Source organism: Syntrophus buswellii (assembly GCF_046097065.1).
Taxonomy (GTDB): Bacteria; Desulfobacterota; Syntrophia; order Syntrophales; family Syntrophaceae; genus Syntrophus; species Syntrophus buswellii.
Genome location: NZ_CP175563.1, coordinates 975,839 through 999,546, shown reverse-complemented (window position 1 = coordinate 999,546; position 23,708 = coordinate 975,839). Strand labels below are relative to the sequence as shown.

Sequence of the window (23,708 nt, the reverse complement as noted above, 5' to 3'; positions counted from 1 at the left end):
CTCCGTCCTATAGAAGACTTATTCCATTACTCGTTACACTTTCTCGGAAACTCAGGATAAATCAACTAAATGGAATCAGTGTATCATATGCCCTGTGTAAAAATCTCCGTGATGAACCATTTTTCTATTTCCTGTTCTCCTCCGACAAGACTATCGCCAATCGTTTTCAAAACCATTGGAATCATGTTTTTGAATTGCATGTATGAATAAAACTTGAAATACTTCCTATATTTCTGATTTTCCTTTGATTCTTTATCGAAAAAACGAACACACCAGCATTTACTTATCAACCCATGACGCAACGCTCTGCTAAGCAACATTGGGAATACTCTATCAAGTGTGCAGTAATAATCCGTTATCACCAGAATACCGTTTCTAACATAGTATATTATAAAACCTTTTGCCTCGTTATCAGAATACATACTAATTTTATAATCAATGAATGGATTATCAAATATCCTCCAGTTCATATAACTCATGTCTTTATTTATGGTTATGACCCTATTTTTTTGATGTTGGCCATTCATCATAGACAACAACTCGTTAAATTCACTATCAGCTTTTGACAATTCACGCACTTTCTTAGAATGGGAATGATATTTCATCCCGGAATAGATGAGCCAAGCCGATAGATGGAGCCTTTTAATTAAGAGGTATATCATCAAAGGGAGCGCAACCAAATATGATATGTTACCATGATACTTTTTTAACTTCTCTAAGAAAAATTTAAAGCTTTTAGTAATATCGAGAGAAATGTAACCAAGCGATAGACGGACTGGTAAGGTAAAATCCAATTTCACAAAAGCTTTAGTTGCCTTCGTAAATCCCCAGATAATAATAATCCTCCGTTGCGCAGCAATCTCAAATATTTTCGAGTACATTTCTTCGAAGATACCCTGGCCCCTGTACTGTTTGCTAATTAATGTGCTTTCACTCTTTGCGGAGAGGAATACCCTTTTATTTCCAATCATCCGAATAGGGATCAACCCCTGCGAGCCAATGATGCGGCCATTCTTCTCCGCAATAACCAAACATGTCCCATACTCTTTTCTATTAAAATAGACCCATTCTAAAACATCTTGGTTAACGGGCAAGTTCGACTCCGTTTCATATAACTCTACTATGTTGGGGATATCCTTCTCAGTTGCTTCTCTAATTATTACGTCATTATTCATTTTGTTGGTTTCTTGATGTTTCATATGGGTAGGTTGAACCTATAAGCATTAAAGCACAGAAACCTCTGCACAACAACAGCCAGTGAAATCTAAGATTTTAGTGGTTAAAAAACGAACATTAATATACTCAACTTTCGCAGGAGCGAAATATTCGTAACATATTGAAAGCTTTGCACAACTCCAAAAGTAGGTTTTGAAATTTCTGGTCAAAAAATCAGCATCAAAATTAAATTAACTATCCAATAATACTTGATTAATTACGTATTTCTGCTAATTTGCCGGTTAAAGTCAATCGTTGGAAGGAGACCGGCATGTCATTCAAAAAGTACAATTCTCAACCCACTTTTTCCGATCTGGAACTGAAGCAATCCTTCGGATATTCAAGAAGAAATGTTTGCATAACTTGGAATTTTAATTTAACTGCCAGAACAGGAAATGAGAGGTTTGCATAATACAGTTTTTTCTTTTGCCCTCATTTTGGGCGTAATTTTTTCAATATTTTGACTGGAAACGAACGTTTCCGACCACCTGTTTGGCTTAAAAACTGCTCTTTAACAAGCTTTCAGTACCCGAGGTGATCCCAGGGAGTGTTTCTTTGCATAATTATCTGCAATGTTATTATACCGTTACAGCTATCCCCTGTTTTCTGATGCCTAGGAGTCTGTCGGACTTGACGGTTCAGCTACTTTATTGATGAAAAGTCCGAGATTATTTCAGTAATGTCCGGTTAAGAACTTGCGCGTAATTGACCTCTGCTTGGCGGTTTATAGCGCCAAGTACCTGTTTCATTTACAATATCCTCGATACTCATTTCGTTTCGGATATTAATGGATATTTCTCTGAGACGTTTGACGGAAACCTTTTCCTGATGTTGGTCATGGCAGTAGATGACCAGAAGGATATAAGTAATCAATCCTGCCAGCATTTGGACCATCAGTCCATATTGGCTTCTTGAAATCAGGTGATAGACTTTAAGATGGCGTTTCCACCAGGCGAAGAAAATCTCGATGTTCCACCTGAGCTTGTAGGCAAAGGCAATCTGTTCGGCGGTGAGATCGTGGCGATCTGTGGCTATCCAATAATTGACATTCTCAACCTGATAACCGACCAGACGGACTTCCCTTTCCGTACGATTGGTGCCTTGGGTGCCAAGAAGAACCACCGCATCATAAAAGACGATGTTTCCGGGTTGGATGTCATTCATTCTGATAACAGTCTTTTCAGTGGATGCTTTGATCCGGCAGATAAAATGCTTTTCATCGGCCTGCCAGACATCAAAAAGCTTGTGACTCTGGTAGCCGCGATCCATGACGCCCGTTTCCCCCGGGGCCAGGATCTTTTCCACGAAGGACCGTTCCGCTTCCTTGCCGTCGCTGAGAAAGATTTTTTTGGGAATGCCAAGATTGAGATCAAAGCCTACATGAACCTTGGCCTTTTTCGATCCCTTACGGTAGTCGGCCCAGTACATGGATAAAACAGCATCAATCAGGGAGCCGTCGATAAGAACCAGATTTCCCAGTTCGGCATGTCCCCTGGGCAAATGTTTTGCGGCCGATGCATAGAGCTTTCCGAACATCTCCATCATCTGTGGGAGCCCACGTGAGCTGATATCCTCGAAGAAGCTGCTCTTTTCAATACCGCCCTCGGGAGCGATGTGCTGCCGGGCAAAATGTTCTTCCTTCAAAACCTGCAGAAGATGACGTCCTGAGCGGTGTTCTTCCAGATGGTAATACACCAGGATGTTAAGTTGATCTTCAAAGGACATTTTCAGGGGCCGATTACAACCCGAGAGCAACGGGGTGATATCGGGAAATACGCTGTTAACAGGTGCCATAAGGTTTACGTGAGTCTTGTGTTTTTGCTTTGTTTTTCCAGGGATCCAAGTGTAGGGCATTCGATAATTCTCCGTAATATTATATATTTACGAAATATCGCCCCGCTAAATGCTTGATTTGTCAAGTAAAATATTCAATTGGATCCAAATTATTTTTCACCAAAACCAAAAAATGAAGATGGCCATAATTCTCAATCGCTTACGCAAAATTCTAACCGGACATTACTGAGATTATTTTGTTCATTTAAATATAGAGGTTGGCATCCATGACGGCTTGATGCTCGGATGCATTATGAATGTTTCCTTAATACCTCAGGGAAACCATGTTCTTTTTCAATCTATGTGGTCAGGGTATGCAGTCTTTTGATGTTCCAGGCTATGCAGGCAAGATTCCATTCCCCTTGTGCCTTCTCAAAACCACGCATCGAGAAACTTCGAAATCCCATGACTGCCTTGATGATGCCAAAGACGGGTTCCGATGTCGTCTTTCGTAATGCGTAGATAGCCTTTCCCGCTGTAGTCTTAAGCCGGTGCTTCATTCTTGTTACTGCATCTGCGGCTTCCGGCAGCGGCGGCGGTTCCTGGAATCGGTCCCAAAGGGGTTCATTGTGTTCTTTCCGACCGGCGGCGATATAAGGAGTCAATCCCTGCTTTTCGCAGGCAGTGACATTTGCCTCGCTGAAGTAACCACTGTCGGCGATCAAATCAGTCACAGCTCCCAGTTCCTCCGGCAATGCCGCCAAGTGTTCCAACGTCGGCTCGATTTCCTGCTTGTCATTAGCCCTACAACGACAAATGAAAGTTAATGGAATTGCTTTTTCTTTCTATGAGACAAATAGGCACGATGATTTCGCCTTTGTATTCCGGCCACTAAAGAAATGGCGCTGTCAACATCAAATTTTCGGAGGGGAAGCACGACCTCCAATAAGATCCTAAGCTGCGATAGCGTAACAGAGGGTGCTTTTTTTCCCCAACCTGATCTTGAGGTGCCAGAGAAAAAAGTGAGCCAGCATACAGGTCAATATGTGATGATGCCATCCGGAGAATTTCCTGACCTCGTACTGATCAAGCCCCAATTCCGACTTGGCTTCTTCAAAACATTGTTCGATCGCCCATCGAACGCCGCTGAGCCAGACAAAAACCGGCAGGCGGGTGCTTCTGGGAGCATTGCTGATGAAGTAAGAATAAACGGGCTCCGCACCAAGGGTTCTTTTGACAATCAGCCACACGGATTTACAGGGCAGGCCATCTCGGTGCAGAAAGATCTTTCTCCTCATAAATTCGTAAGCAATCGGCCCTTTCGCGCCCTCGGCAACGATTCTCCTGTACCAGAAGTAGTTGTTCAAATTCCGGGCAAAAGCTTCCACCGTCACCGGGGCTTTTTCAGTTTCCGAAAGAACGGTCCGAGAGCGCTGCTCTCCTTTGTAAGTGTAGGCCTTCTTGTGGGTAACGGGAGAGGTGAGCCAACAAAGCGTGTCACAGGGCACCGCAAGAAGGTAAGTCTTTCCCGGATGTTTCTCAATGGCCTCGATAAACTCGATGCTTCTACCATAGGCCGTATCGGCAACCACGTATCGAAAGGGAAGAAGTTCCTCCTTCTGGACATGATCAAGCATCTCGATGGCCAGTTCCACCTTGGTCTTAAACGTTTCGCTATCGGGCAATCGGCACTTCGACCGCCTGTCTTTGTAAGGTTCGGAAAACCACTTCTCCGGAATAAACAATCGCTTGTCCAGAAGGGCATAGCCATGAGGAGAGGCATAGGCTGCAAAAACTCCGACCTGGCAGTTTTCCACTTTTCCCAGAGAGCCGCAGTATTGACGGGAAACACCGATGGAATCATTGCCCTTCTTGACAAACGATGTCTCATCAAAAATCAAAATGCCATCGCCATGCGCCATATCATCCCCGATCAATTGATGATAACGCTTCGCGATCAGGTCTTCGTCCCATTGGGCATCGCTGATCATCCGCTGCATGGAACGGACGGTCCCACCTTCGACCGTCAATGCAATAGGCTCTATCGATTTCCTGTCCAGTTCGCTGAATTGTCCAACCATGTAATGAAAGAAATTCTCGCGAGTTTCGCTACGCGTAAAGCAACTCTGAAAGGTGCTATGAAATCCTCTCAATTCATCCATGAACCCTTCAACGTCAGTCTTTTCTACAGCGAACTTTGGTATGCTAAAAATCTCTGTTTCACTGAAATTGTTAAAGATCATGCTGTCCTCCTTCTGGATAATTGATCCTTCAGGAGGATTATTGTTCATTTAATTTTTGTTGTCAAATATTATATGTCGTTGTAGTGATAAGACCAGTCAAAATCCTGTATAATCTTTCGTTCATCCAGCCCGGAGCTGTGAAAACGCCGCTCAATCAATCGTGATTGCCGGCAGTCCAATTCATCCTGAACAAGCTCTGTCAGGACATCCAGAACACTCATGGATCCGTTTTGTTGTGCCTGCAGACAGCGGGCTTGAAGGGTCTGGGCCATGCCGTGCAAGTGCAACGATCGGAGGTGTTTCTCAACTTCTTCAATCGTTCTCATGATTCCTCCTTTCACTGAAGTATACGGGGATGACGACCGTTGCCGGCTGCGTGGGTTTCAAAAAACAGCGCATAGTCCTGTGGGGAACGAATGAGACTGTGCTCCCGGGTCAATTCGTCGGAAGACTTCTCCGGGGTGGTTGCTTTGTCTAAATCCTCAACCAGCTTTCGAATGATTCTGGAGGAAGAAAGCCCCCGTTCAAGGGCCATCCGGGCAGCCTGCTCAATATGAGCAGCACAATGTTTGCGGGCAAGCGCAACAATGCCCTGCATGCGGCGGTGCCCCTGCCGGCCCTCCCCTTCAAACAGTTGCTTGCACAGTTTTTCCGTAATAGGACCGATCGCCGCGGCCTGAGCCAATAAATAACACGTCTGTCGGGAAGGATTGAAGATCCGGTCTTTTTCCTCAATCACGACCATCCCCTTGCGGGTGCCTTTTGGATGCCGCCGCAAAACAGTCAGCGTTTGAGGATCAATGATTTCAATCTCGCAGTCGTAAATGCGCACCATCACTTTGGTATGCAGCCGGGCGGGCAATGCGGCGTAATAGCAGTCGTGGACCTGGATGGTGCCGTCATCCTGAACCGTGCGGGTTTCCTGGGAAAAGTAGGAGAAGCTGCTCAATGGAAGAGCCTGGAGAAACGGTTTTTCTTCCTCAAACATCTCCTGGACCTGCCGTTTCATCCGGCCGTGAATCCGTACGGAGGCCCAGCGTTCTTCCCAGTGCATAAGCCACTGGTTTTGTTCTTCGATGCTTTCAAACCGGCGGCCTTTCAGGGCTGTGTCCTGGGTGTGCTGGATCGCGTTTTCAACACTGCCCTTGCGATCGGGATCTGCTACGCGGGCAGGATCCGCCACAACGCCGTAATGAGCCAAGACAGAGGCATAAACCGGGTTTAACCCCGGTTCATAGAGATCGGGCTTTATGACCCCCTCCTTCAAGTTATCAAGAACCACATATCGCGTAGCCCCGCCAAAATACCGGAAGGCCTCTTCATGCAGTTTGGCCCATACCACCTGACTTGATGTCCAGACAACCTTCCGGAAACAGCGGCGGGAATACTTCAGCGTCATGACAAACAATCGGGGACGGCGGTATGTGTTTGTGCCTGGTTTACGTGTGAGAGCGCCGAGACCGTAGTCCACCTGCGCCTCCTCGCCAGGTGGAAACTCCAGCCGGTCATACTGGACAGGATCTCTTCTGCGCAGTCCACGGCAAAACCGTTTCACGCTGTTGTATTTGTGCTCGAAGGCAAATCGTTCAACCAGGTCCTGATAAATGGAGACGGCATTGCGCCCCAGGCGTACCTGTTCCTCAATCCATAAACGGTGAGGATCACAGGCTGAGCGGGCATGGGCCGACATGGGATACTCATCCTCTGACGACTCAGATGCGGATACTGACGCCTCCTGAACCGGTGGCCGGGGTGGGGGATTTTGATCAACACCCTCTCCGGAGTCGATGGCCACTTCGGGGGATTTTGAGTTACCTTCGCCAATCGGCTTGTTGCTTCCCACCATACGGGCATATTTACGGATGGTTTTGCGATCCACGCGCACTTTGCGCTCGATTTCGCGCTGACTGATGCCATTGGTAAGTAATGTAATTATTGCTGCTTTCTTGTCCGGCTGCAAAACGTTCATCCTTTCTCTTCCTCCCAGGTATATAAAATGGGAGTCTGTAACGTTCTGCCAACCGTTTGTGAAGGTGCTTTTGAAAACCTGGTTTTCAGGTCTTAAAAACAACCGCTGGGTGGGGGATTTTCAAGTGGCCACAGGTGGGGGATTTTGGGTGGCCACCCGGGATAACGAAAGACCCGCAGACAGCGATTAAAGCGGGCGTTACAATAACCGACACGCCGGAAGCGGCGATACAGAAAATCGCTAATTATTCGGCCGATACTCCGACTGGGGCTGATTTTACATCGACCGAAAATAAAAAGCTCGAACAAGCAGGTCTATTGGATTCTGACCGACAAGCGCAACTTGATTATTTATACGGTAAAAAAACCATTGCTAAAAAGTCAAGCAGCGGATCATCGTCAGTGGTAACCACATCGCAAGCCAAATTAACACCAACGGAAAAGAAAAAATTGGAACAGGCTGGATTATTAAACACTGATAGACAGTCTCAGCTTGACTATCTTTATGGTGATAGAAAAACAGCCACCGCCACTGCTAAGGTCAATGCCGCTCAGAAAGAAATGATATCACAATTAGATACTGTCGATAACCCTACAACGACAAATGAAAGTTAATGGAATTGCTTTTTCTTTCTATGAGACAAATAGGCACGATGATTTCGCCTTTGTATTCCGGCCACTAAAGAAATGGCGCTGTCAACATCAAATTTTCGGAGGGGAAGCACGACCTCCAATAAGATCCTAAGCTGCGATAGCGTAACAGAGGGTGCTTTTTTTCCCCAACCTGATCTTGAGGTGCCAGAGAAAAAAGTGAGCCAGCATACAGGTCAATATGTGATGATGCCATCCGGAGAATTTCCTGACCTCGTACTGATCAAGCCCCAATTCCGACTTGGCTTCTTCAAAACATTGTTCGATCGCCCATCGAACGCCGCTGAGCCAGACAAAAACCGGCAGGCGGGTGCTTCTGGGAGCATTGCTGATGAAGTAAGAATAAACGGGCTCCGCACCAAGGGTTCTTTTGACAATCAGCCACACGGATTTACAGGGCAGGCCATCTCGGTGCAGAAAGATCTTTCTCCTCATAAATTCGTAAGCAATCGGCCCTTTCGCGCCCTCGGCAACGATTCTCCTGTACCAGAAGTAGTTGTTCAAATTCCGGGCAAAAGCTTCCACCGTCACCGGGGCTTTTTCAGTTTCCGAAAGAACGGTCCGAGAGCGCTGCTCTCCTTTGTAAGTGTAGGCCTTCTTGTGGGTAACGGGAGAGGTGAGCCAACAAAGCGTGTCACAGGGCACCGCAAGAAGGTAAGTCTTTCCCGGATGTTTCTCAATGGCCTCGATAAACTCGATGCTTCTACCATAGGCCGTATCGGCAACCACGTATCGAAAGGGAAGAAGTTCCTCCTTCTGGACATGATCAAGCATCTCGATGGCCAGTTCCACCTTGGTCTTAAACGTTTCGCTATCGGGCAATCGGCACTTCGACCGCCTGTCTTTGTAAGGTTCGGAAAACCACTTCTCCGGAATAAACAATCGCTTGTCCAGAAGGGCATAGCCATGAGGAGAGGCATAGGCTGCAAAAACTCCGACCTGGCAGTTTTCCACTTTTCCCAGAGAGCCGCAGTATTGACGGGAAACACCGATGGAATCATTGCCCTTCTTGACAAACGATGTCTCATCAAAAATCAAAATGCCATCGCCATGCGCCATATCATCCCCGATCAATTGATGATAACGCTTCGCGATCAGGTCTTCGTCCCATTGGGCATCGCTGATCATCCGCTGCATGGAACGGACGGTCCCACCTTCGACCGTCAATGCAATAGGCTCTATCGATTTCCTGTCCAGTTCGCTGAATTGTCCAACCATGTAATGAAAGAAATTCTCGCGAGTTTCGCTACGCGTAAAGCAACTCTGAAAGGTGCTATGAAATCCTCTCAATTCATCCATGAACCCTTCAACGTCAGTCTTTTCTACAGCGAACTTTGGTATGCTAAAAATCTCTGTTTCACTGAAATTGTTAAAGATCATGCTGTCCTCCTTCTGGATAATTGATCCTTCAGGAGGATTATTGTTCATTTAATTTTTGTTGTCAAATATTATATGTCGTTGTAGTGTTAGGGTGCTGTGTGACATGAGCGGAAATGATGAGTTTGGATGTCGTGTCGGCAACCGCCTGGGCATTGTATCCCTGCTCGAATCCTCCACCGGAAGCGGGCATGATCCGGGATTCTTCGTCGGTCAGATTGACCTGATCACTGGAACGCGGGCCGGACACCGGCGGCTTTGGCTGTTTGCCTCGGGGTTTCTTGCCGGTTTCCTGTTCCTTCTTGATGCGCCGGGCAATCTTTTCCTCGTAGGCGGCTTGCTCACGCGCATGACGCTCTGCCGCGCGCCGTTCGATTTCTGCCTTGGCCGCAGCAATGGCCGCCAGGCGTTTTCCCCGGCGCTCAAGCTCCTCGGGAATGCTCAGTCCATCGGGAAGGTCGGAACGATCCGCAGCTTCCGCCTTCTTGAGCAGTTCAGCGACTTCGGCTTTAATCTGTGCCTCCAGCTTGCAGGCGTGACCATAGCTCAATGCCCGATGCCGGGAAGCGTTCGCTTTGATCTTGCTGCCGTCAAGACTGACTTTCCCGAGTTTAAGCACGCCCATCTGGCGGGCAATCATCAGGATCTGAACGAACATTTCGGACAATTCTTTCAGAAAGCGTCGCCGAAAACTGGCAATCGTATCATGGTCCGGATGCGTGTTGGCTGCTATGTACCGGAAAGCCACCGAATCATAGGTGCTGCGCTCCAGTTTGCGGCTGGAGAAAACACCTGTGGCATAACCGTAAAATAAAAGTGCTGTCAGCATTGCCGGACTGTGCGCTTGTGAACCGCGACCGGCATAGGAATCCCTCAAAGAACGAAGGTTGAGCTGGGCTACAATCTCAACCACAAACCGGGCAAGGTGACCGTCAGGAAGCCAGTCATCAATTGACGGCGGAAGCAAAAAAAACGTCCTTCGATCACATTGAATAAAATTGGCGCTCATCCGTTATACTCCTGCATTCAAAGATGAGCGATTATATCATATTACGTCGGAAAGTCCGACAGACTCCTAGAACCACTCTTTTGATATTGAAGGCCATGGCCCCGCAGAGGTGATCCCAGCCCTCCTTGAAGAGAGAGGTAAAGCGGGCCTTTCCCGCCCCATGGTATTTTTCGGTGATCCCGAAATACTGCTCGATCTTGTACCGAACTTTGGAGATTTTCTTGTTCCGCTTGATCTCATTTTCTGTAAGGGTTGCGTTAATCTGGTTCTTTCGCATGATTCCGTCACCCATACCATTCATGTTCAGGAAGTCGCGATTTGCCTCGCTGCAATATCCTTTGTCGGCGTAAACATTTGGAGAATATTCCTTTCCATGAAGGCTTTTGAACACAACATAAGAGAAATGTGGTTCATCCGGTCGATGCGTACATTCATATTGAAAAAAATGGACATACACCCCATGAGGAAATTGTTCGAAGATTTCCAATTAACGGAGGGGAAGCATGTCCACGAGTCTTCTTTACCATGGATTCGGCCTTATCGGCTACGATTATGTCAGGACGCGATATGAGGGAAGAAGTATCACGTTCACCATACGCCACAAAAGGAGCAAACTTCGTTGTCCGGTCTGTAGAAGCAGGAAGGTCATCATGCGGGGAACGACAAGGAGACGGTTCCGAAGCATTCCTATCGGTTTCAAAAACGTGTTTTTCGATCTTGATGTTCAGCGTGTAGGGTGCCTTCGTTGCGGTACTATTCGTCAAGTGTCGCTGGGATTTGCTGATCCCCGGTTTTCTTGCACCCGTGCTTTTGAGCGATATGCCTTGGAATTGTCGAAACACATGACGATCCGGGATGTAGCTGGACATCTGTCGGTATCCTGGGACGTGATCAAGGAAATTCAGAAACGAGATTTGATGAAGAGGTTTTCCAGACCCTGCCTGAAGGATCTTCGGAGAATTGCCATCGATGAGATCTCGATTCGCAAGGGGCATCGGTATCTGACCGTTGTTTTGGATATGACCAAAGGGACGATCGTCTATGCCGGTGATGGCAAGGGAGCCGATGCGCTTGACTCTTTCTGGAAAAAGGTCAAACGTGCCAAAGCCAAGATTGAAGCCGTTGCCATGGATATGTCTCCCGCTTATATCAGCGCTGTATCGACTCATCTTCAGAAAGCGACGATTGTTTTCGACCATTTTCATGTCATCAAGCTCTTCAACGACAAATTGTCCGGGCTAAGAAGAGACCTTTATCGGGAGGCAAAAGATCTCCTTCAGAAGAAAGTCCTGAAGGGTACCCGCTGGCTTCTCCTGAAAAATCCGGAAAATCTTTCTTCATCCAAAGGTGAAAGGGCCCGCTTGAACGATGCCCTTCAGCTAAACCAGCCCCTTTCATGCGCCTATTACCTGAAAGAAGATCTCCGACAGGTCTGGTTCCAGCCAACCAAGGAAAAAGCACGGCTTGTATTGGTTGATTGGATCAAGAGGGCGGAAACTTCCGGGATCAAAATGTTGAAAAAGTTTGCAAAGTCACTTGCTGCATTTCAATCCGGTATCCTCTCTTATTATGATTACCGCATCTCGTCGGCTCCATTGGAAGGCACAAACAACAAAATCAAAACCATGAAACGGATGGCCTATGGGTTCCGGGATATCGAATTCTTCAAACTTAAAATCATGGCCATTCATGAAGCCAAGTATGCTTTAGTCGGATGAACCTGAAATGTTTCGTATCATTATCGGAGGCTTTGGAAACGGAGGCGGACAAGACAAGGCCGCTTCCCACATCGATGGAGGCATGCTCTTTCATCCCGAAGAAAGGCTTCTTGTTCTTCACCGTCCAGTCGGATTCAAGATCCCGCTGGAAGCGGGGTTTCTTTTGGGACTTTCCACGTTTATCCTTCAACTCGTTGAGTTTGTTGTTGCTAACGGGACGGCTGGCCGAACGGATAATCCGGGCATCCACGGCCATCCCGGATTCGATGGAAAAGCCCAAATGATTGAATTGTTCCATAAGTTCATGGAAAATATTTTCCAGCCCTGCTTTTCCGATCCTTTCCCGGAATCGGCAGATTATCGAATGATCGGGGGAAGGTTCACTGAAAGGTAAGCCGATAAAGGCTTTGAAGGACAGGCGATCGTTGATCTGGTTTTCCAATTCAGGATCTGATTTGATTCCAAACCATTTTTGCAGGAGAAGCGCTTTCATCAACATTAAAGGGTGGTAGGCCTTGTTTCCAAATTCCGACTTGCCCACCGGATAGTGTTCAGTCAAAATGGCGCTGACGGGTTTCCAGTTGATTGCATCCATTACTTCGATGAGAAATTTTTGTGTTCTTGAATTTCCGAAGGATTGCTTTAATTCCAGGTCGAAAAACGAGGGTTGAGAATCATACTTCTTGAATGACATGCCGGTCTCCTTCAAAGGATTGAATTTAACCGGTGAATTAGCATAAATATCGGTAATATTCAAGTATTATCGAGTAGTTATTTAAATTTATAAGTGCTTTTTTTACCAGAAATTTCAAAACTTACTTTTTGAGTTGTGCAAAGGTTTCGAAATCAGAATGATCCGAATTCGCTGGACATTTGAAAAAAAAGATATTCATCATATACATCAAGTTGCATTTATGCAAACGATTCAAGAAGTTTCTTGTTCCCGGCGCATCTGCCGCTCTTGCGAAGTGTCTCGGAACCCTCTCCTTATCAGTTATCGTATCCTGCCTTCCTTGATCAGATCCGTTATGTACCAGTTGGACGGTTTGAAAATTCGATCCTGAGATTGGAGCTCTTCCGAAATAAAGACATTGAAGGGGTCGCTTTTCCGGCTTTCGAACACTTTTTTGTACTCGGAATTGTCCGGGAGAAAACCGTTTCGGCGAAAAACCTTCCTCAGCAACCTGTTTCCCCTTGTGGTCGTACATTTAACGGCATCGGCCTTCTGCTCTCTCGCGTAAATGGTAAGGGAGCGTAGCAGATCAGCGAATATCCTTTCGTCTTTGCTATCAGCCAGAATATCAAGAATGCGGATCACTTTATTCTTAGCCCGGAAAAAGATGATGTACCCCGCAAGATTTCCGCTTTCGTACGCACAGAGGTAAAAATGTTCATAGTAGGGATTGTTGTTGACGCGCCATTCAAGATAGGCAGGAGACCGGTCAATGCTGACGCCGTATGATGCTTTGTTGCGCGTCCAGAGGCGTTCAATATCCGCAAGCGGAGCGTCTTCTTTTCCGTACCATCGTATGTCATGGCGTACGACTCTGTTCGAATGCAGAGCGAAATAGGCGTAAACAAACCGTGAGACGGCCGATGACAGAGTTTTCAGGAAGTTCGAGTCCGGGGGGAGATACTTTTTAAGTCGGGTCTGGACCGTCTTTTCGAGATAGGCTCTGTTTGTGGCATAAGCAAACTGGACCCAGGAATCGAAGGCGATGTAGCCGAGTTTGCGCCTTACCGCGCCCGGCGCACCTTTCGTCGCATTTCCCGCGGTCGTGAAAAAGAGCTGAAATCTCTGCCGGGCCTCTTCGAAGGATTTTTTTTCATGGGGGAAATAAATCCCCTTCCCCCGGTAATCGGGATGGCACATGCAATTTTCAGTTTTTCCGGCAAGGAAGGGTTTTCCCCAGACGCTGAAGGGCGTGGGGATCAGGCTGTACTGGGCCACCAGTTGATCCCCCTCCGCTCGGTCCTCGTCAAACATGAGCCTGACAAAACCCGGACCATCCCACGTATGGATCCACTCCCAGTCATATTCGGATTGATTCCGGTCTATATTCGCGACGAGTTTATACAATTTATTGATGTTGTGTTCGTCGCCGCGCTGATACTCCCGCGTCTTCAGCTTCATTGTTCCAGAATGACGCTCCCCCCCTAAACTTTCAGGTACTGCAGATACTTGTTGATGTCGTCAGGGGAAAACATATAGGGCGCCGACTCGCCCGGGACAAAATAACCTTCCGGTAATTCAGCTGTTTTTACGGCTGGATAGCCCATGTACACCCCCGGCTCCATCAGATCCTTCACGACAACGGCACCGGCGCCGACAATCGCATTCGCGCAGATTGTCATGCCGGCTCTTATGGATACCGTACTGCCTATAATCGAGGCGTATCCAATGCGTGTAAGCAGAAAGACCTTTGCGATGCTCCTCTGGTGCCCAACGTTCCGGGTATGATTCGTCATGATTCCGGGGCCGATGAAGGCCTTGTCTTCAACGATCACCGACTTGGAAATCGTTGCGCCGGTTCTGACATTCACGTTGTTCCCGATGATGCACAGTCCCGTTGTTTTGCAGTAATCCGCAAAATCGATCTGGTTCTTGAACCGCGTCCCACTTTTAAGGACGACGTGATTCCCCAGCTTCACATCATCCCCGACAACAACATCCGGTTCGATACACACAAAGGAGCCGCACTTGAAATGTTCGCCATGAATAAAATCTTCCGCGATGTCGCAGTATTTTCCTGTTTCCATCTCTACCTCCGTCAGGATTACTATGATCCCGGTTTCCCTGTCCCCGTCGATGTTCAGAAGGGAACCGGTTCGCCGTATAATGCATCCAGAACATTCTGGTGGAAAAATAGCTCCTGCGTCCTCTCCTGGAGCACTTTCTTCCAGCGCTGAACAGCCACTTCAAAGTCAACCAGGGGATAATCCGTCCCGAACAGGCATTTGCCGCGCAGATAGGAGTTGGCTGCATACAGGAACTCCGGCGCCATGTAGATGGGATTGAGGGCGCTGAATTCCAGGTAGATATTGGGGTGCCTTTGAGCGACAGCCAGCATGGGAGGGCCAAAACCGTTTCCCCCGTGGGAGACGATCATTTTCAGTTCAGGGAAATCCACGGCCACTTCATCGATGTACTGCGGCTGGCCATGCCACATATAGGAGCCGCGCCAGAAATGAACAGAGCCATGCACGATGACAGGAATCTTCATCAGTTCACAAAGGCCGTAGACGGGATACATATGCCGGTCGTGGACATCCCTCTTATGGATGTGCGGTGTGACCTGGATGGCGGCAATCCCCTGCTCCTTGTATTTGCTGATATCTCTCAACGCGTGGCGGATACCGATCTCCACGCTGACACCGGCCACGGGAATAACCCTGTCGTACCTTCTGGATAATTCCAGGACGTGTTCATTTTCAGCGTCACCCATCCCGCAAACCACCATGCGTTCAATTCCGGCACGCTCCGCATAGGAAAATTGCTCCTCAACCGGCATGACACTCAGCCTGGATTTCATTTTGTAAAGGGAAACATAATCCCGGTAATAGGGCTTCAACTCCGTCGTCCACGGCTTGAGCATCAGGTCCGTGCGCATCCTTACCCTGGCATCGATGATTTTCATGAAAACACCCCTTCTCTCAGCAGTTCACAAAGATCCATCACTTTAAGATCCTGATACCTTTCTTCCCCCCTGGCGCTTTCTTCCAGCATGGCCAGACAGTAAGGGCACGCCGTTGCCAGAATGTCCGCACCCGTCTTCAAGGCCTCTTCCAGCCTGATTTCCGCAAGCCGCTCACCCCTGGCGGTATCCCGCCAGACTCCGCCTCCTCCTCCGCCGCAGCAAAAGCTCTTTTCCCCGGAATGCTCCATCTCAACGAGCTCTATCCCCGGGATATTCCGCAGGACCTCTCTGGGCTCTGTGATGATGGAGTGATGCTTGCTGAAGAGGCAGGGATCGTGGTAGGCAACCCGCTTATGAACTCCGTTCCGGACCGGCAGGGCACCCTTTGAAATCAATTCGTGCAGAAGGATGACGAAGGGATAAACCTGGCATCCGCCCGTTTCAAGGCCATCGTACCTGTTTTTCATGACGTCATAACAATGGGGTGAAAGGGTATAAATCCGCTTCGCTCCCCCCTTAGCCAGGTTCCTTGTATTGATCGCCTTCAGGCGCTCAAACGTCCCCTGATCGCCTGCCCGCAATGCGGACTCTCCGCAACAGACTTCGGCCTCACCGAGGATATCGAATGTCACTCCGGCCCGTTGAAGAAGTTCCGCCGCCGCCCTTGCGATCTTTTGAGCACGCTTGTCATAGGATGGCAAACAGCCGACAAAAAGCATGACCGCATCCTGCCGTCCCGAAGTGTTTCCGGAACGATCGCGATCGGCATGCCACTCTCCACGCTGGCTCTGGTCTTCTTTCCAGGGGTTCCCAGCCGAGGACAAAGAGGACAGAACGCCCTTGATCGATGCCGGGACATAGCCGGCTCCCTGCTCCACCACCAGGCTCCGCAGGCTGATCATGACATCGAGAAAGGGGATTTCATAAGGGCAGATCAGTTTGCACTGCCCGCACTGGGTACACAGCCACAAATCCTCGCCGGAAAGGTCCAGCAGGCCCAACCGGGCTTTCTGAATGAAGGAACGGGGCGAAAACCTGGCATTTGTCTCGAGCTTCGTGTGCGGACAGCCTTCCGTACAGATTCCACACTGGAGACAGCGGTCCAGGGCAAAATATTCCATGCTCATCTGGCGCAGCGCCCGCTCCATCAAATGAGAGGATTCATCCATTTGGACAGATCGGTCTTCACAGAGACGCACGATCTTTCCCTGAAATCTCCATCCGTAATCGGGCTGGCCTTTTTCCCCGCTCCCCGTCTTCGCCATTACATCCCCTGGTTATCCCCTGCCCTGATGTAATCGCTGCAGGTACAGGGCGACCTCTCCGCCGGCGGAGAAGCCGTCTGACAGGCAATCCCGGATCGGCTTCAGCCCCGAGATGCTGCCTGCCAGAAAAACCCCTTCCTGATGGGTTTCGTAAGGGGACAGATAGTCGTCCTTCGCCTGGAAAAATCCATAGGGATCGAGCTCCAGACCGAGCCAGGCCGCAATCTGGGCCCCATCGGAACAGGGGGCCATTCCCACAGACAAGGAAACCACATCAAAGGCCCCTTGAACAGGCCTGCACATGAGGGTATTTTCCGCGCGAACCTGAATGTCCCCGTTGGGCAGGGCACTGCACTCGGATACCCTTCCCCGGACGTATTTCACGCCCAGTTCCTGGGCATACTGGTACATCTCTTCGAATCCCCTGCCGTAAGTCCTGATATCCATGTAAAAGCAGGTTACATTTGCGTCCGGGTGTCTCTCCATGATTTCGATGGCCTGCTTGGTGCTGTATGAACAGCAGATGCGGGAGCAGTAGGGATTTCCCAGCCGCTTGTTCCGTGACCCCACGCAGAAAACGATGGCCACCCTCTGGGCCGGCTGGCCGTCCGACGGGCGAAGAAGCTTTCCCTTCGTCGGCCCCTCCGGATCCAGAAAAAGCTCCAATTCCGGGGCGGTGATGACATTCGGATACACCCCGTATCCGTACTCGCCCTGCTTTCGTGCATCGAATACCTCGAATCCGCAGGTGAGGATCACGGCGTCCGCACAGACGGCATCACCGCTCGTCATGGCAAGTTCAAACCGTCCGTCTTGACGCGCCATGGTCCGGATGGACGCATTCGTCAACACCTTGATGCGCGGCGACCTCCTGGCCTTGTCGATCAATTCCGCAACCAGCGCCTTGCCGTCCTTGAAGTCGGGAAACAGCTGGGCGTATCCTGTCACCTTGCCGCCGAGATTCGGCGATTTCTCGATGATGATGGATTCAATCCCGTATCGATCCAGGGAAAGGGCAGCGCCCAAGCCGGCCACTCCGCCTCCGATAATGGCCACCCGTTTATCCATTGCCGCTCTCACCTGCGGAAACCAGTTCCATCTCTGCCGCAGCCTCCAGAGGCCGGCCGTCCAGACCGACCCAGGCCTTTGACGGGTCATAGGGGATCCCGATCTTGTCCAGAAGCGGCTCCACGGGAACCGTATGAAATTGGATCCCCGCGGTATTGTAAGGATCCCAGCCCATCAGCAGACCGGCCAATTCCTGATAGGTAAGCACCGGAACAAAATATTCTTCCCCCGTCATTTCATAAATGGCCCATTGCTCCTTATCGAGAAAAACCTGGCAGCCGGGGCAGTTTGTAAGGATCAAATCCGGCTGAAAGGGAGCCATGCTTTTCATTTTCTTGTAGACACTTGCCATCGTAGCTCCCCTGTTCGGAGAAATCATGCATTGGCGGAATCCCATGCCGCAGCAATGGCGCCTCTCCGGGTATTCCACGTTTTCCCCGCCCCATGCCTTCGCCATCCCGGACAGAACCTCACAATAATCGACACCACCCATGGCATGCTTTTCCGGGAACAATTTGCTGTAATGGCAGCCGACATGATCCACCACCCGCAGGGGACGGCCCGTTTTTTCCTCCACGAGCTGAAACTTCATGAATTCATCCCGGATCCGGTTTCGGTAGCGGTAGTAGACATCACTGGTATGCACCAGGTATTTCGGAATTTCGAATTCGCGCCCGCAGGATTCCTTAAGCAGCCTGTCCATTTTTTTCTTCAAGCCCGGTTCATGCTCATAGAGATCCTTGCATTCGCAGTAAGCCCCGAAAGAGGTTACGCAGGTGGGCGTGACAGCGTCCATCCCCGCTTCCTGTGCGATCGACCACAGCCGGGCGATGGTCAGAAGGGTTGCCTCGATGGGCACAATGTCGCCATGGTAGCCAATCGCGGAGCAGCAGGTCCATCCGGATTGCGCATCGGTGCTTGTCCCCCAGTTGAGCCCGAGCAGGTCATAAAGTTTGGGAACCATGGCCTCCGATCCGGGATAAAGAGTCCCCAGAATACAGCTCAATGTCAGGAAATAATTATTGTCCGGAATATCCTTGACATACCGTTGCCATGCGGATTCGCGCCCCTCATGATGAATGACGTTCATGATTCTAACCCTCGCTTTTCACTTTTTCATGATACGAGTCCAGGGAGATTCCCAGCTCCTCGGCCTGCCTTCTGGCCGCCTCCTCGATGCGCTCCCACAAATACAGCACTCCCCCCGCCTGCCACAATTTTCGCACCTCATCGAGGGTATCCGGATGAACCTTTCTTCCCGAAAGGGAGCCGTCCATATCCGGGCAGGCGCCAATCCGTCTGAACATCTCTTCCTTGTGCTTGAAATAAAGGGCAAACCGCGGCCCGAAATCTCGATGGGCAATGGGCTCCGGATTGCGGAAATAAAGCGTGCAGGCGCGGTTCCAGAGGTTGCCCCCCCACAGGTGGCGTGCGGCAAACTGCTGCCTGCCCCGGACGCTTTCCACATGGTACCCTTTAATCTGGCTGAGCTGCCTCAGCGAGGAAATCATCCCGAAGGGGCTGTTCCCCCGTGGGCATTTGGGCTTGCACGATCCGCACTGGTGGCAGTACCAGATGGTGTCCGATTTCAGCAATTCAATGATTTCCGCCTCATCTTTCTCCTGAACGATCGTCATGATCATCCGTGGACTGAAATCATAAAACTCCGCCGCCGGGCAGAGGGCCGTGCAGGCGCCGCAGCTCATGCAACTGCTTATTGAATGCCGGGAAATAATGTGATTTTCAATCCACCAGACGCATGATTTCTCTTTTGCCTCCTCATACCAGCGGGTCACTTCCCGTTGCTGCTGAGAGTTTTCTCTCCAGAGCTGCTGTTCCCGATAATCCTTCTCCCTTTCAAAGGCAGTCCCGAAGAGGTATTGAATGTTGGGGTAGAAAAAGCCTTTCTCCCATTCTATCTTTTCGTCACGAAGGGCCTCATACAATCCAATCACTTCCTCATCCGGGAGGTCCGACAGATAGTTTCGAAATGTCTCCTCCTCGTCCACCGAAGTCTTTGAACGCTTTAAAAAAGCGATGAACTCCCCATGCTTTTTTAAAACGGCGTCTTCCGGAATACGATCTGTCTCAAAGCCTGCGCCTTCCCTGTGGCCGGGATAATTCTCATTTTTTAAGTCAAAGGGCCTCATGGTCATTTCTTCACCGATTGCTTTTAAAAGTCATGGCGGCCTGCAGGAACATAAAATCCCCGAAAGCCTTCCCGAAAAAACCTCTGTCAGGAGGGGAAATCAAGCGGAACGTTCAGGATAAACCGCTCAATCTCCACTAAAAAAGGCTGAAAGTCCTGTCCGGAACCATGCGATGCCAAAGACATCCCCATCTTCCGGAAATCGCTGACGGCTCACCCGCCACCGCCGCTCACATTCTCTACCTAAATAGTAGACAATAAAAAAAGCTGCCTGTCAATTAAAATTAGCGGGACTTGTCTCGCTTTTTCCATGCTGGCGGGATCGGTGAGGATGCACTGGCTTGTTTCTTTACCGCTGCACCATATCGGGGAGGGATAACGATCAGTAGGAATTGAATTTTGGAATAGTCGCTGCCCATTGCGGGCATAAGCCATGGACCGAGGGCGGATGAGAAAAGGGCCTGCTTGAAAAGCTCTCGACATAAGCGGAGCGGATGTTCTTAAAGCAGATAGCGCTTATCCGCTTCCCCGGCCCGGTGGACGGGCATCTTTGATGGCTGAAATGGACGTCACCCCCTATTCGACGGGCGAAACGCGCCGGGTCCCCTCTTCCTTTTCCTTGGACAACCGGTACCGTTTTCCGCACTCGCGGCATTGTCCCTTGCTGTCGTGAAAATCAATCCGGTTACCGCATTCGCACATCCACCCCTTGATCTTTGCCGGGTTGCCCGCCACCATGGCATAGTCGGGCACGTCCTTCTTCACCACGGCACCGGCCCCCACAAAGGCATAGCGGCCCACGGTGTTTCCGCAGACAACGGTGCAGTTAGCCCCCAGACTGGCCCCCTTGCGAACCAGCGTCGGCCGGACCTCCTTCATCCGGGAGATGGGGGAACGGGGATTATAGACATTCGTAAAGACCATGGAAGGGCCGCAGAACACGTCATCTTCCAGGGTGACCCCTTCATAGACGGAAACGTTATTTTGAATTTTTACACCGCTGCCGACGGTTACCTCGGGCGAGACCACCACGTTCTGCCCGATGTTGCACTTTTCCCCGATCCTCGCCCCGTTCATGATATGCGAAAAATGCCAGATCTTCGTCCCCTCACCAATCGAGGTCCCGTCATCGACAACCGCTGACGGGTGCACAAAATAGGAAGGGGAAGGAGGGGCTTCGACTGGCGGCTTCACCTGGTCGGCGGCTTTTTCCTTTTCCTCCAGGGAATGCTGGCTGATCTCCAGGATGCGGAGCACCCGCAGCCCTTCTTCGCCGGAGGTCAAGGGCGGCTGCCCGGTCTCCATGGCGCTCAGGAAAGCCCGGCATTCCGCTCTCAGGGGCTCTTCCCAGATCGCGGACAGGTCGATGGACTGACTGTCCGCCTTCACCGGCACCGGTGCGCCGTCCTTCCAGTTGATCGTGTGGGGATAAAGAACGAGTTTTTCCTCGACGGAAAGGGTATCATCAAAAACCAGCATCCCTTCGCTGCCCACGACGACCAGGCGCTGCTCCTTAAAGGGATTCAACCAGCTTACAAAAATGTGAGCCCCGATCCCGGAGGGAAATTTCAGATTGGTCATGGTCACATCTGGGATCCGCGCATGGAGAAAATTGTTTCCCACGGAATCGACATAGACGGGCTCTTCGCCTACAATACCCAGAACGACGGAGATGTCATGGGGGGCAAAGGACCAGAGGATGTTCTCCTCGCGCCGGATCTTTCCCAGGCTCAGCCGGCGGGAATAGATGTACTGCAGCCTGCCGATCTTTCCTTCATTGATCATGGCCTTCATCTGGATGACGGCCGGGTGGTAGTTCAGGATGTGCCCCACAAAAAGGGCCCTGCCTTGCTCCGCCGCAAGGCGGACCAAGGCGTCGCCGTCGTTGTAAGTCAGGGACAGGGGCTTCTCCACGAAGACGTGCTTCCCCGCATTGAGGGCCGCACGGGCCAGATGAAAATGCTGCGCCGCCGGTGCGGCGATAACCACCCCTTCAATATCCGGATCGTTCAGGGTGGCACGAAAATCATCGGCGACAGCCACATCCGGGTAATCCTCCAGGATCTGCTGACGCGTCTGCGGCTCCGCATCGCAGACCGTTTTCAAGACTCCCAACTGCGAAAAATTCCGTACGAGGTTCTTTCCCCAATAACCGGCGCCGACAACGGCGATATTCCTTGTCATCCCTGCTGATTTCCTCCTCTATATCCTGTTGATCACATCGGCAATTTTTTTCTGATCCCCTTCCTTCAGGTAAGGATGCATGGGAAGGCTGAAGATACGCTCCGCACAGTCGGCGCTGACCGGAAAATCCCCCGGTCTGTAGTCCAGGGCGGCAAAAGCGGTCTGGACATGCAGGGGTTTTGGATAATAAATCGCCGTCGGGATTCCTTCCTTCTGCAGGGCACCCTGAATGGCGGATCGCTGAGATCCGTTGCGGGCCAGAAGAGAGTATTGAGCCCAGACGGACAGGAAGCCTTGGGGGATATAGGGGACCACGATGGACCCATTCCCCGCCAGCAGGGACGAATAGCGCTCGGCAACCTGCTGCCGGAGGGTCACTTCTTCGGGAAAGAGGGAAAATTTAGCCAGGAGCACGGCTGCCTGAAACGTGTCGAGCCGGCCGTTGATCCCTACCCTGATGTTGTCGTATTTGTCGCTGCCCTTTCCATGGATCCGGACGGAAATCATGAAATCCGCCAGGGCGTCGCCATCGGTAAAACACATGCCGCCGTCGCCGTACCCCCCCAGGGGCTTTGCCGGAAAGAAAGAGGTGCAGGCGATATCGGCCAGCGAGCCGGCCTTTTTCCCGTGGTATTCCGCGCCGAAGGCTTGAGCCGCATCCTCAACGACAAAAAGGTCATGCTCCTTGGCGATGGCCTTTATCCGGTCGTAATCCGCCGGCAGTCCGAAAAGATCGACGGGAATAATTCCCCGGGGTGTCAGTGGCTGCGCATGCTTGTTTGCCGGCAGGGGGTAGAGTTGGGGATTGTTCTGTTTCACGGCTGAAATGGCCGCTTCGAGCTTCTCCGGGTCGATGTTGTACGTTCTGGGATCGATATCGACAAAAACCGGAGTGGCACCCAGCAAAGCAACCACTTCCGCCGTCGCGATAAACGTAAAGGGGGATGTGAAAATCGCATCCCCCGGACCGACCCCGTAAGCCATCAGCGCCATCAAAAGAGCGTCCGTCCCCGATGAACAGGAAATGGCATGCTTCACCCCGGTGAAGCCCGCCAGGTTGTCCTCCAGGGCCTTGACTTCCGGCCCCATGATGTACTGACCGTGATCCATGACTTTCAGGACATTTTCTTCCAATAGGTTGCGGATTCGCTGCTGCTGGGCAGCCAGATCAATAAAATCCATGAGATACCTTTCCCCGGTTCTTTTTAAAATGGTTTAAATAATCGATGATTGTAAGGATAAAGCTCCGCATTCTCGATTACAGAAAGCAATCTTTGCGAACTCTCCAATCAAGGCCTTCCGGCATATCTTTCCGCGCTCTTTACCTTGACCACTCAATTATATACCGTTTATAAAAAATGGTTCGGCAAAAAACAACAAGCGGAGCTTATACATGATCTTCCGGAAAAATTCAACTGTTTGGGGAATCCAACCGACCTCGTTTCTGCCG

Annotated in this window: 20 protein-coding genes and 1 pseudogene; 2 read left to right on the top strand and 19 right to left on the bottom strand. The window is 50.2% G+C overall.

Annotated features, from left to right (window positions below; all coding sequences use genetic code 11):
- Positions 1 to 83 precede the first annotated feature (83 nt).
- The 6 genes from ACJ77P_RS04535 to istA all read right to left on the bottom strand — a co-directional run bounded on the left by ACJ77P_RS04535 (position 84) and on the right by istA (position 7,200).
- Positions 84 to 1,175, bottom strand: coding sequence for an N-acetyltransferase family protein (locus ACJ77P_RS04535; protein WP_408999099.1), 1,092 nt, complete (start codon positions 1,173 to 1,175; stop codon positions 84 to 86).
- A gap of 727 nt (positions 1,176 to 1,902) precedes the next feature.
- Positions 1,903 to 3,069, bottom strand: coding sequence for an IS4 family transposase (locus ACJ77P_RS04530; protein WP_408999098.1), 1,167 nt, complete (start codon positions 3,067 to 3,069; stop codon positions 1,903 to 1,905).
- Between the two features lie 278 nt (positions 3,070 to 3,347).
- Positions 3,348 to 3,806 carry a transposase gene (locus ACJ77P_RS04525; protein WP_408999394.1) on the bottom strand — a complete coding sequence of 153 codons (459 nt, stop codon included), beginning with the start codon at positions 3,804 to 3,806 and terminating at the stop codon, positions 3,348 to 3,350.
- 135 nt (positions 3,807 to 3,941) lie between these two features.
- Positions 3,942 to 5,231: an IS701 family transposase gene (locus ACJ77P_RS04520; RefSeq protein WP_408997908.1), complete on the bottom strand. Its 1,290-nt coding sequence runs from the start codon at positions 5,229 to 5,231 to the stop codon at positions 3,942 to 3,944.
- Positions 5,232 to 5,299: 68 nt separating this feature from the next.
- A complete protein-coding gene (locus ACJ77P_RS04515) occupies positions 5,300 to 5,557 on the bottom strand; it encodes an ATP-binding protein (RefSeq protein WP_408999097.1) in 258 nt (85 codons plus the stop codon).
- Positions 5,558 to 5,568: 11 nt separating this feature from the next.
- On the bottom strand, positions 5,569 to 7,200 hold the full coding sequence (gene istA / locus ACJ77P_RS04510) for an IS21 family transposase (protein WP_408999096.1): 1,632 nt from the start codon (positions 7,198 to 7,200) through the stop codon (positions 5,569 to 5,571).
- A gap of 134 nt (positions 7,201 to 7,334) precedes the next feature.
- On the opposite strand from istA, the gene ACJ77P_RS04505 reads away from it, so the two are divergent.
- Entirely contained in the window at positions 7,335 to 7,814 is a 480-nt protein-coding gene (locus ACJ77P_RS04505; protein WP_408999095.1) for a hypothetical protein, read from the top strand.
- A 126-nt stretch (positions 7,815 to 7,940) separates the two neighbouring features.
- On the opposite strand, the gene ACJ77P_RS04500 is transcribed toward ACJ77P_RS04505, so the two are convergent.
- The 3 genes and pseudogenes from ACJ77P_RS04500 to ACJ77P_RS04490 form a co-directional block, all read right to left on the bottom strand.
- Positions 7,941 to 9,230, bottom strand: a complete 1,290-nt coding sequence (locus ACJ77P_RS04500) for an IS701 family transposase (protein WP_408997908.1) — start codon at positions 9,228 to 9,230, stop codon at positions 7,941 to 7,943.
- Between the two features lie 85 nt (positions 9,231 to 9,315).
- A pseudogene (locus tag ACJ77P_RS04495) lies at positions 9,316 to 10,236 on the bottom strand (transposase); the annotation flags it as partial.
- Positions 10,237 to 10,267: 31 nt separating this feature from the next.
- The gene (locus ACJ77P_RS04490; protein WP_408999094.1) at positions 10,268 to 10,627 is read right to left on the bottom strand and encodes a transposase; all 360 of its coding nucleotides are present in this window, start codon (positions 10,625 to 10,627) and stop codon (positions 10,268 to 10,270) included.
- A 112-nt stretch (positions 10,628 to 10,739) separates the two neighbouring features.
- Here ACJ77P_RS04490 and ACJ77P_RS04485 point away from each other — a divergent pair, with 112 nt between their 5' ends.
- On the top strand, positions 10,740 to 11,954 hold the full coding sequence (locus tag ACJ77P_RS04485) for an ISL3 family transposase (RefSeq protein WP_408998692.1): 1,215 nt from the start codon (positions 10,740 to 10,742) through the stop codon (positions 11,952 to 11,954).
- Here the strand turns inward: ACJ77P_RS04485 and ACJ77P_RS04480 are convergent.
- From ACJ77P_RS04480 to ACJ77P_RS04435, 10 genes are all read right to left on the bottom strand, one after another.
- Positions 11,914 to 12,711 carry a transposase gene (locus tag ACJ77P_RS04480; protein ID WP_408999093.1) on the bottom strand — a complete coding sequence of 266 codons (798 nt, stop codon included), beginning with the start codon at positions 12,709 to 12,711 and terminating at the stop codon, positions 11,914 to 11,916. The two genes, ACJ77P_RS04485 and ACJ77P_RS04480, sit on opposite strands and share 41 nt — an antisense overlap.
- A 237-nt stretch (positions 12,712 to 12,948) precedes the next feature.
- The gene (locus tag ACJ77P_RS04475) at positions 12,949 to 14,088 is read right to left on the bottom strand and encodes a GNAT family N-acetyltransferase (protein ID WP_408999092.1); all 1,140 of its coding nucleotides are present in this window, start codon (positions 14,086 to 14,088) and stop codon (positions 12,949 to 12,951) included.
- Between the two features lie 23 nt (positions 14,089 to 14,111).
- Positions 14,112 to 14,714: a hypothetical protein gene (locus ACJ77P_RS04470; RefSeq protein ID WP_367359467.1), complete on the bottom strand. Its 603-nt coding sequence runs from the start codon at positions 14,712 to 14,714 to the stop codon at positions 14,112 to 14,114.
- Between the two features lie 53 nt (positions 14,715 to 14,767).
- Positions 14,768 to 15,592, bottom strand: a complete 825-nt coding sequence (locus ACJ77P_RS04465; RefSeq protein ID WP_408999091.1) for an amidohydrolase family protein — start codon at positions 15,590 to 15,592, stop codon at positions 14,768 to 14,770.
- The gene (locus ACJ77P_RS04460; protein ID WP_408999090.1) at positions 15,589 to 16,857 is read right to left on the bottom strand and encodes a (Fe-S)-binding protein; all 1,269 of its coding nucleotides are present in this window, start codon (positions 16,855 to 16,857) and stop codon (positions 15,589 to 15,591) included. The genes ACJ77P_RS04465 and ACJ77P_RS04460 overlap by 4 nt, the downstream gene beginning before the upstream one ends.
- Positions 16,858 to 16,869: 12 nt before the next feature.
- Positions 16,870 to 17,925, bottom strand: coding sequence for an FAD-dependent oxidoreductase (locus tag ACJ77P_RS04455; protein WP_408999089.1), 1,056 nt, complete (start codon positions 17,923 to 17,925; stop codon positions 16,870 to 16,872).
- Positions 17,918 to 19,015 carry a heterodisulfide reductase-related iron-sulfur binding cluster gene (locus ACJ77P_RS04450; RefSeq protein WP_367359471.1) on the bottom strand — a complete coding sequence of 366 codons (1,098 nt, stop codon included), beginning with the start codon at positions 19,013 to 19,015 and terminating at the stop codon, positions 17,918 to 17,920. Before ACJ77P_RS04450 ends, ACJ77P_RS04455 begins: the two co-directional genes overlap by 8 nt.
- A gap of 4 nt (positions 19,016 to 19,019) precedes the next feature.
- The gene (locus ACJ77P_RS04445; protein ID WP_408999088.1) at positions 19,020 to 20,075 is read right to left on the bottom strand and encodes a 4Fe-4S dicluster domain-containing protein; all 1,056 of its coding nucleotides are present in this window, start codon (positions 20,073 to 20,075) and stop codon (positions 19,020 to 19,022) included.
- Between the two features lie 575 nt (positions 20,076 to 20,650).
- Positions 20,651 to 22,258 carry a Gfo/Idh/MocA family oxidoreductase gene (locus tag ACJ77P_RS04440; protein ID WP_408999087.1) on the bottom strand — a complete coding sequence of 536 codons (1,608 nt, stop codon included), beginning with the start codon at positions 22,256 to 22,258 and terminating at the stop codon, positions 20,651 to 20,653.
- 18 nt (positions 22,259 to 22,276) lie between these two features.
- On the bottom strand, positions 22,277 to 23,440 hold the full coding sequence (locus ACJ77P_RS04435) for a DegT/DnrJ/EryC1/StrS family aminotransferase (RefSeq protein ID WP_408999086.1): 1,164 nt from the start codon (positions 23,438 to 23,440) through the stop codon (positions 22,277 to 22,279).
- Between the last annotated feature and the right edge of the window lie 268 nt (positions 23,441 to 23,708).

Excerpts from the sequence above, each read along its gene's own strand:
- ACJ77P_RS04435 (WP_408999086.1), bottom strand. The coding sequence starts at position 23,440 with ATGGATTTTATTGATCTGGCTGCCCAGCAGCAGCGAATCCGCAACCTA.
- ACJ77P_RS04515 (WP_408999097.1), bottom strand. The coding sequence starts at position 5,557 with ATGAGAACGATTGAAGAAGTTGAGAAACACCTCCGATCGTTGCACTTG.
- ACJ77P_RS04530 (WP_408999098.1), bottom strand. The coding sequence starts at position 3,069 with ATGCCCTACACTTGGATCCCTGGAAAAACAAAGCAAAAACACAAGACT.
- ACJ77P_RS04485 (WP_408998692.1), top strand. The coding sequence starts at position 10,740 with ATGTCCACGAGTCTTCTTTACCATGGATTCGGCCTTATCGGCTACGAT.
- ACJ77P_RS04475 (WP_408999092.1), bottom strand. The coding sequence starts at position 14,088 with ATGAAGCTGAAGACGCGGGAGTATCAGCGCGGCGACGAACACAACATC.
- ACJ77P_RS04535 (WP_408999099.1), bottom strand. The coding sequence starts at position 1,175 with ATGAATAATGACGTAATAATTAGAGAAGCAACTGAGAAGGATATCCCC.
- ACJ77P_RS04450 (WP_367359471.1), bottom strand. The coding sequence starts at position 19,015 with ATGAACGTCATTCATCATGAGGGGCGCGAATCCGCATGGCAACGGTAT.
- ACJ77P_RS04465 (WP_408999091.1), bottom strand. The coding sequence starts at position 15,592 with ATGAAAATCATCGATGCCAGGGTAAGGATGCGCACGGACCTGATGCTC.
- ACJ77P_RS04470 (WP_367359467.1), bottom strand. The coding sequence starts at position 14,714 with ATGGAAACAGGAAAATACTGCGACATCGCGGAAGATTTTATTCATGGC.
- ACJ77P_RS04455 (WP_408999089.1), bottom strand. The coding sequence starts at position 17,925 with ATGGATAAACGGGTGGCCATTATCGGAGGCGGAGTGGCCGGCTTGGGC.
- ACJ77P_RS04440 (WP_408999087.1), bottom strand. The coding sequence starts at position 22,258 with ATGACAAGGAATATCGCCGTTGTCGGCGCCGGTTATTGGGGAAAGAAC.
- ACJ77P_RS04520 (WP_408997908.1), bottom strand. The coding sequence starts at position 5,231 with ATGATCTTTAACAATTTCAGTGAAACAGAGATTTTTAGCATACCAAAG.
- ACJ77P_RS04460 (WP_408999090.1), bottom strand. The coding sequence starts at position 16,857 with ATGGCGAAGACGGGGAGCGGGGAAAAAGGCCAGCCCGATTACGGATGG.
- ACJ77P_RS04445 (WP_408999088.1), bottom strand. The coding sequence starts at position 20,075 with ATGAGGCCCTTTGACTTAAAAAATGAGAATTATCCCGGCCACAGGGAA.
- istA (WP_408999096.1), bottom strand. The coding sequence starts at position 7,200 with ATGAACGTTTTGCAGCCGGACAAGAAAGCAGCAATAATTACATTACTT.
- ACJ77P_RS04500 (WP_408997908.1), bottom strand. The coding sequence starts at position 9,230 with ATGATCTTTAACAATTTCAGTGAAACAGAGATTTTTAGCATACCAAAG.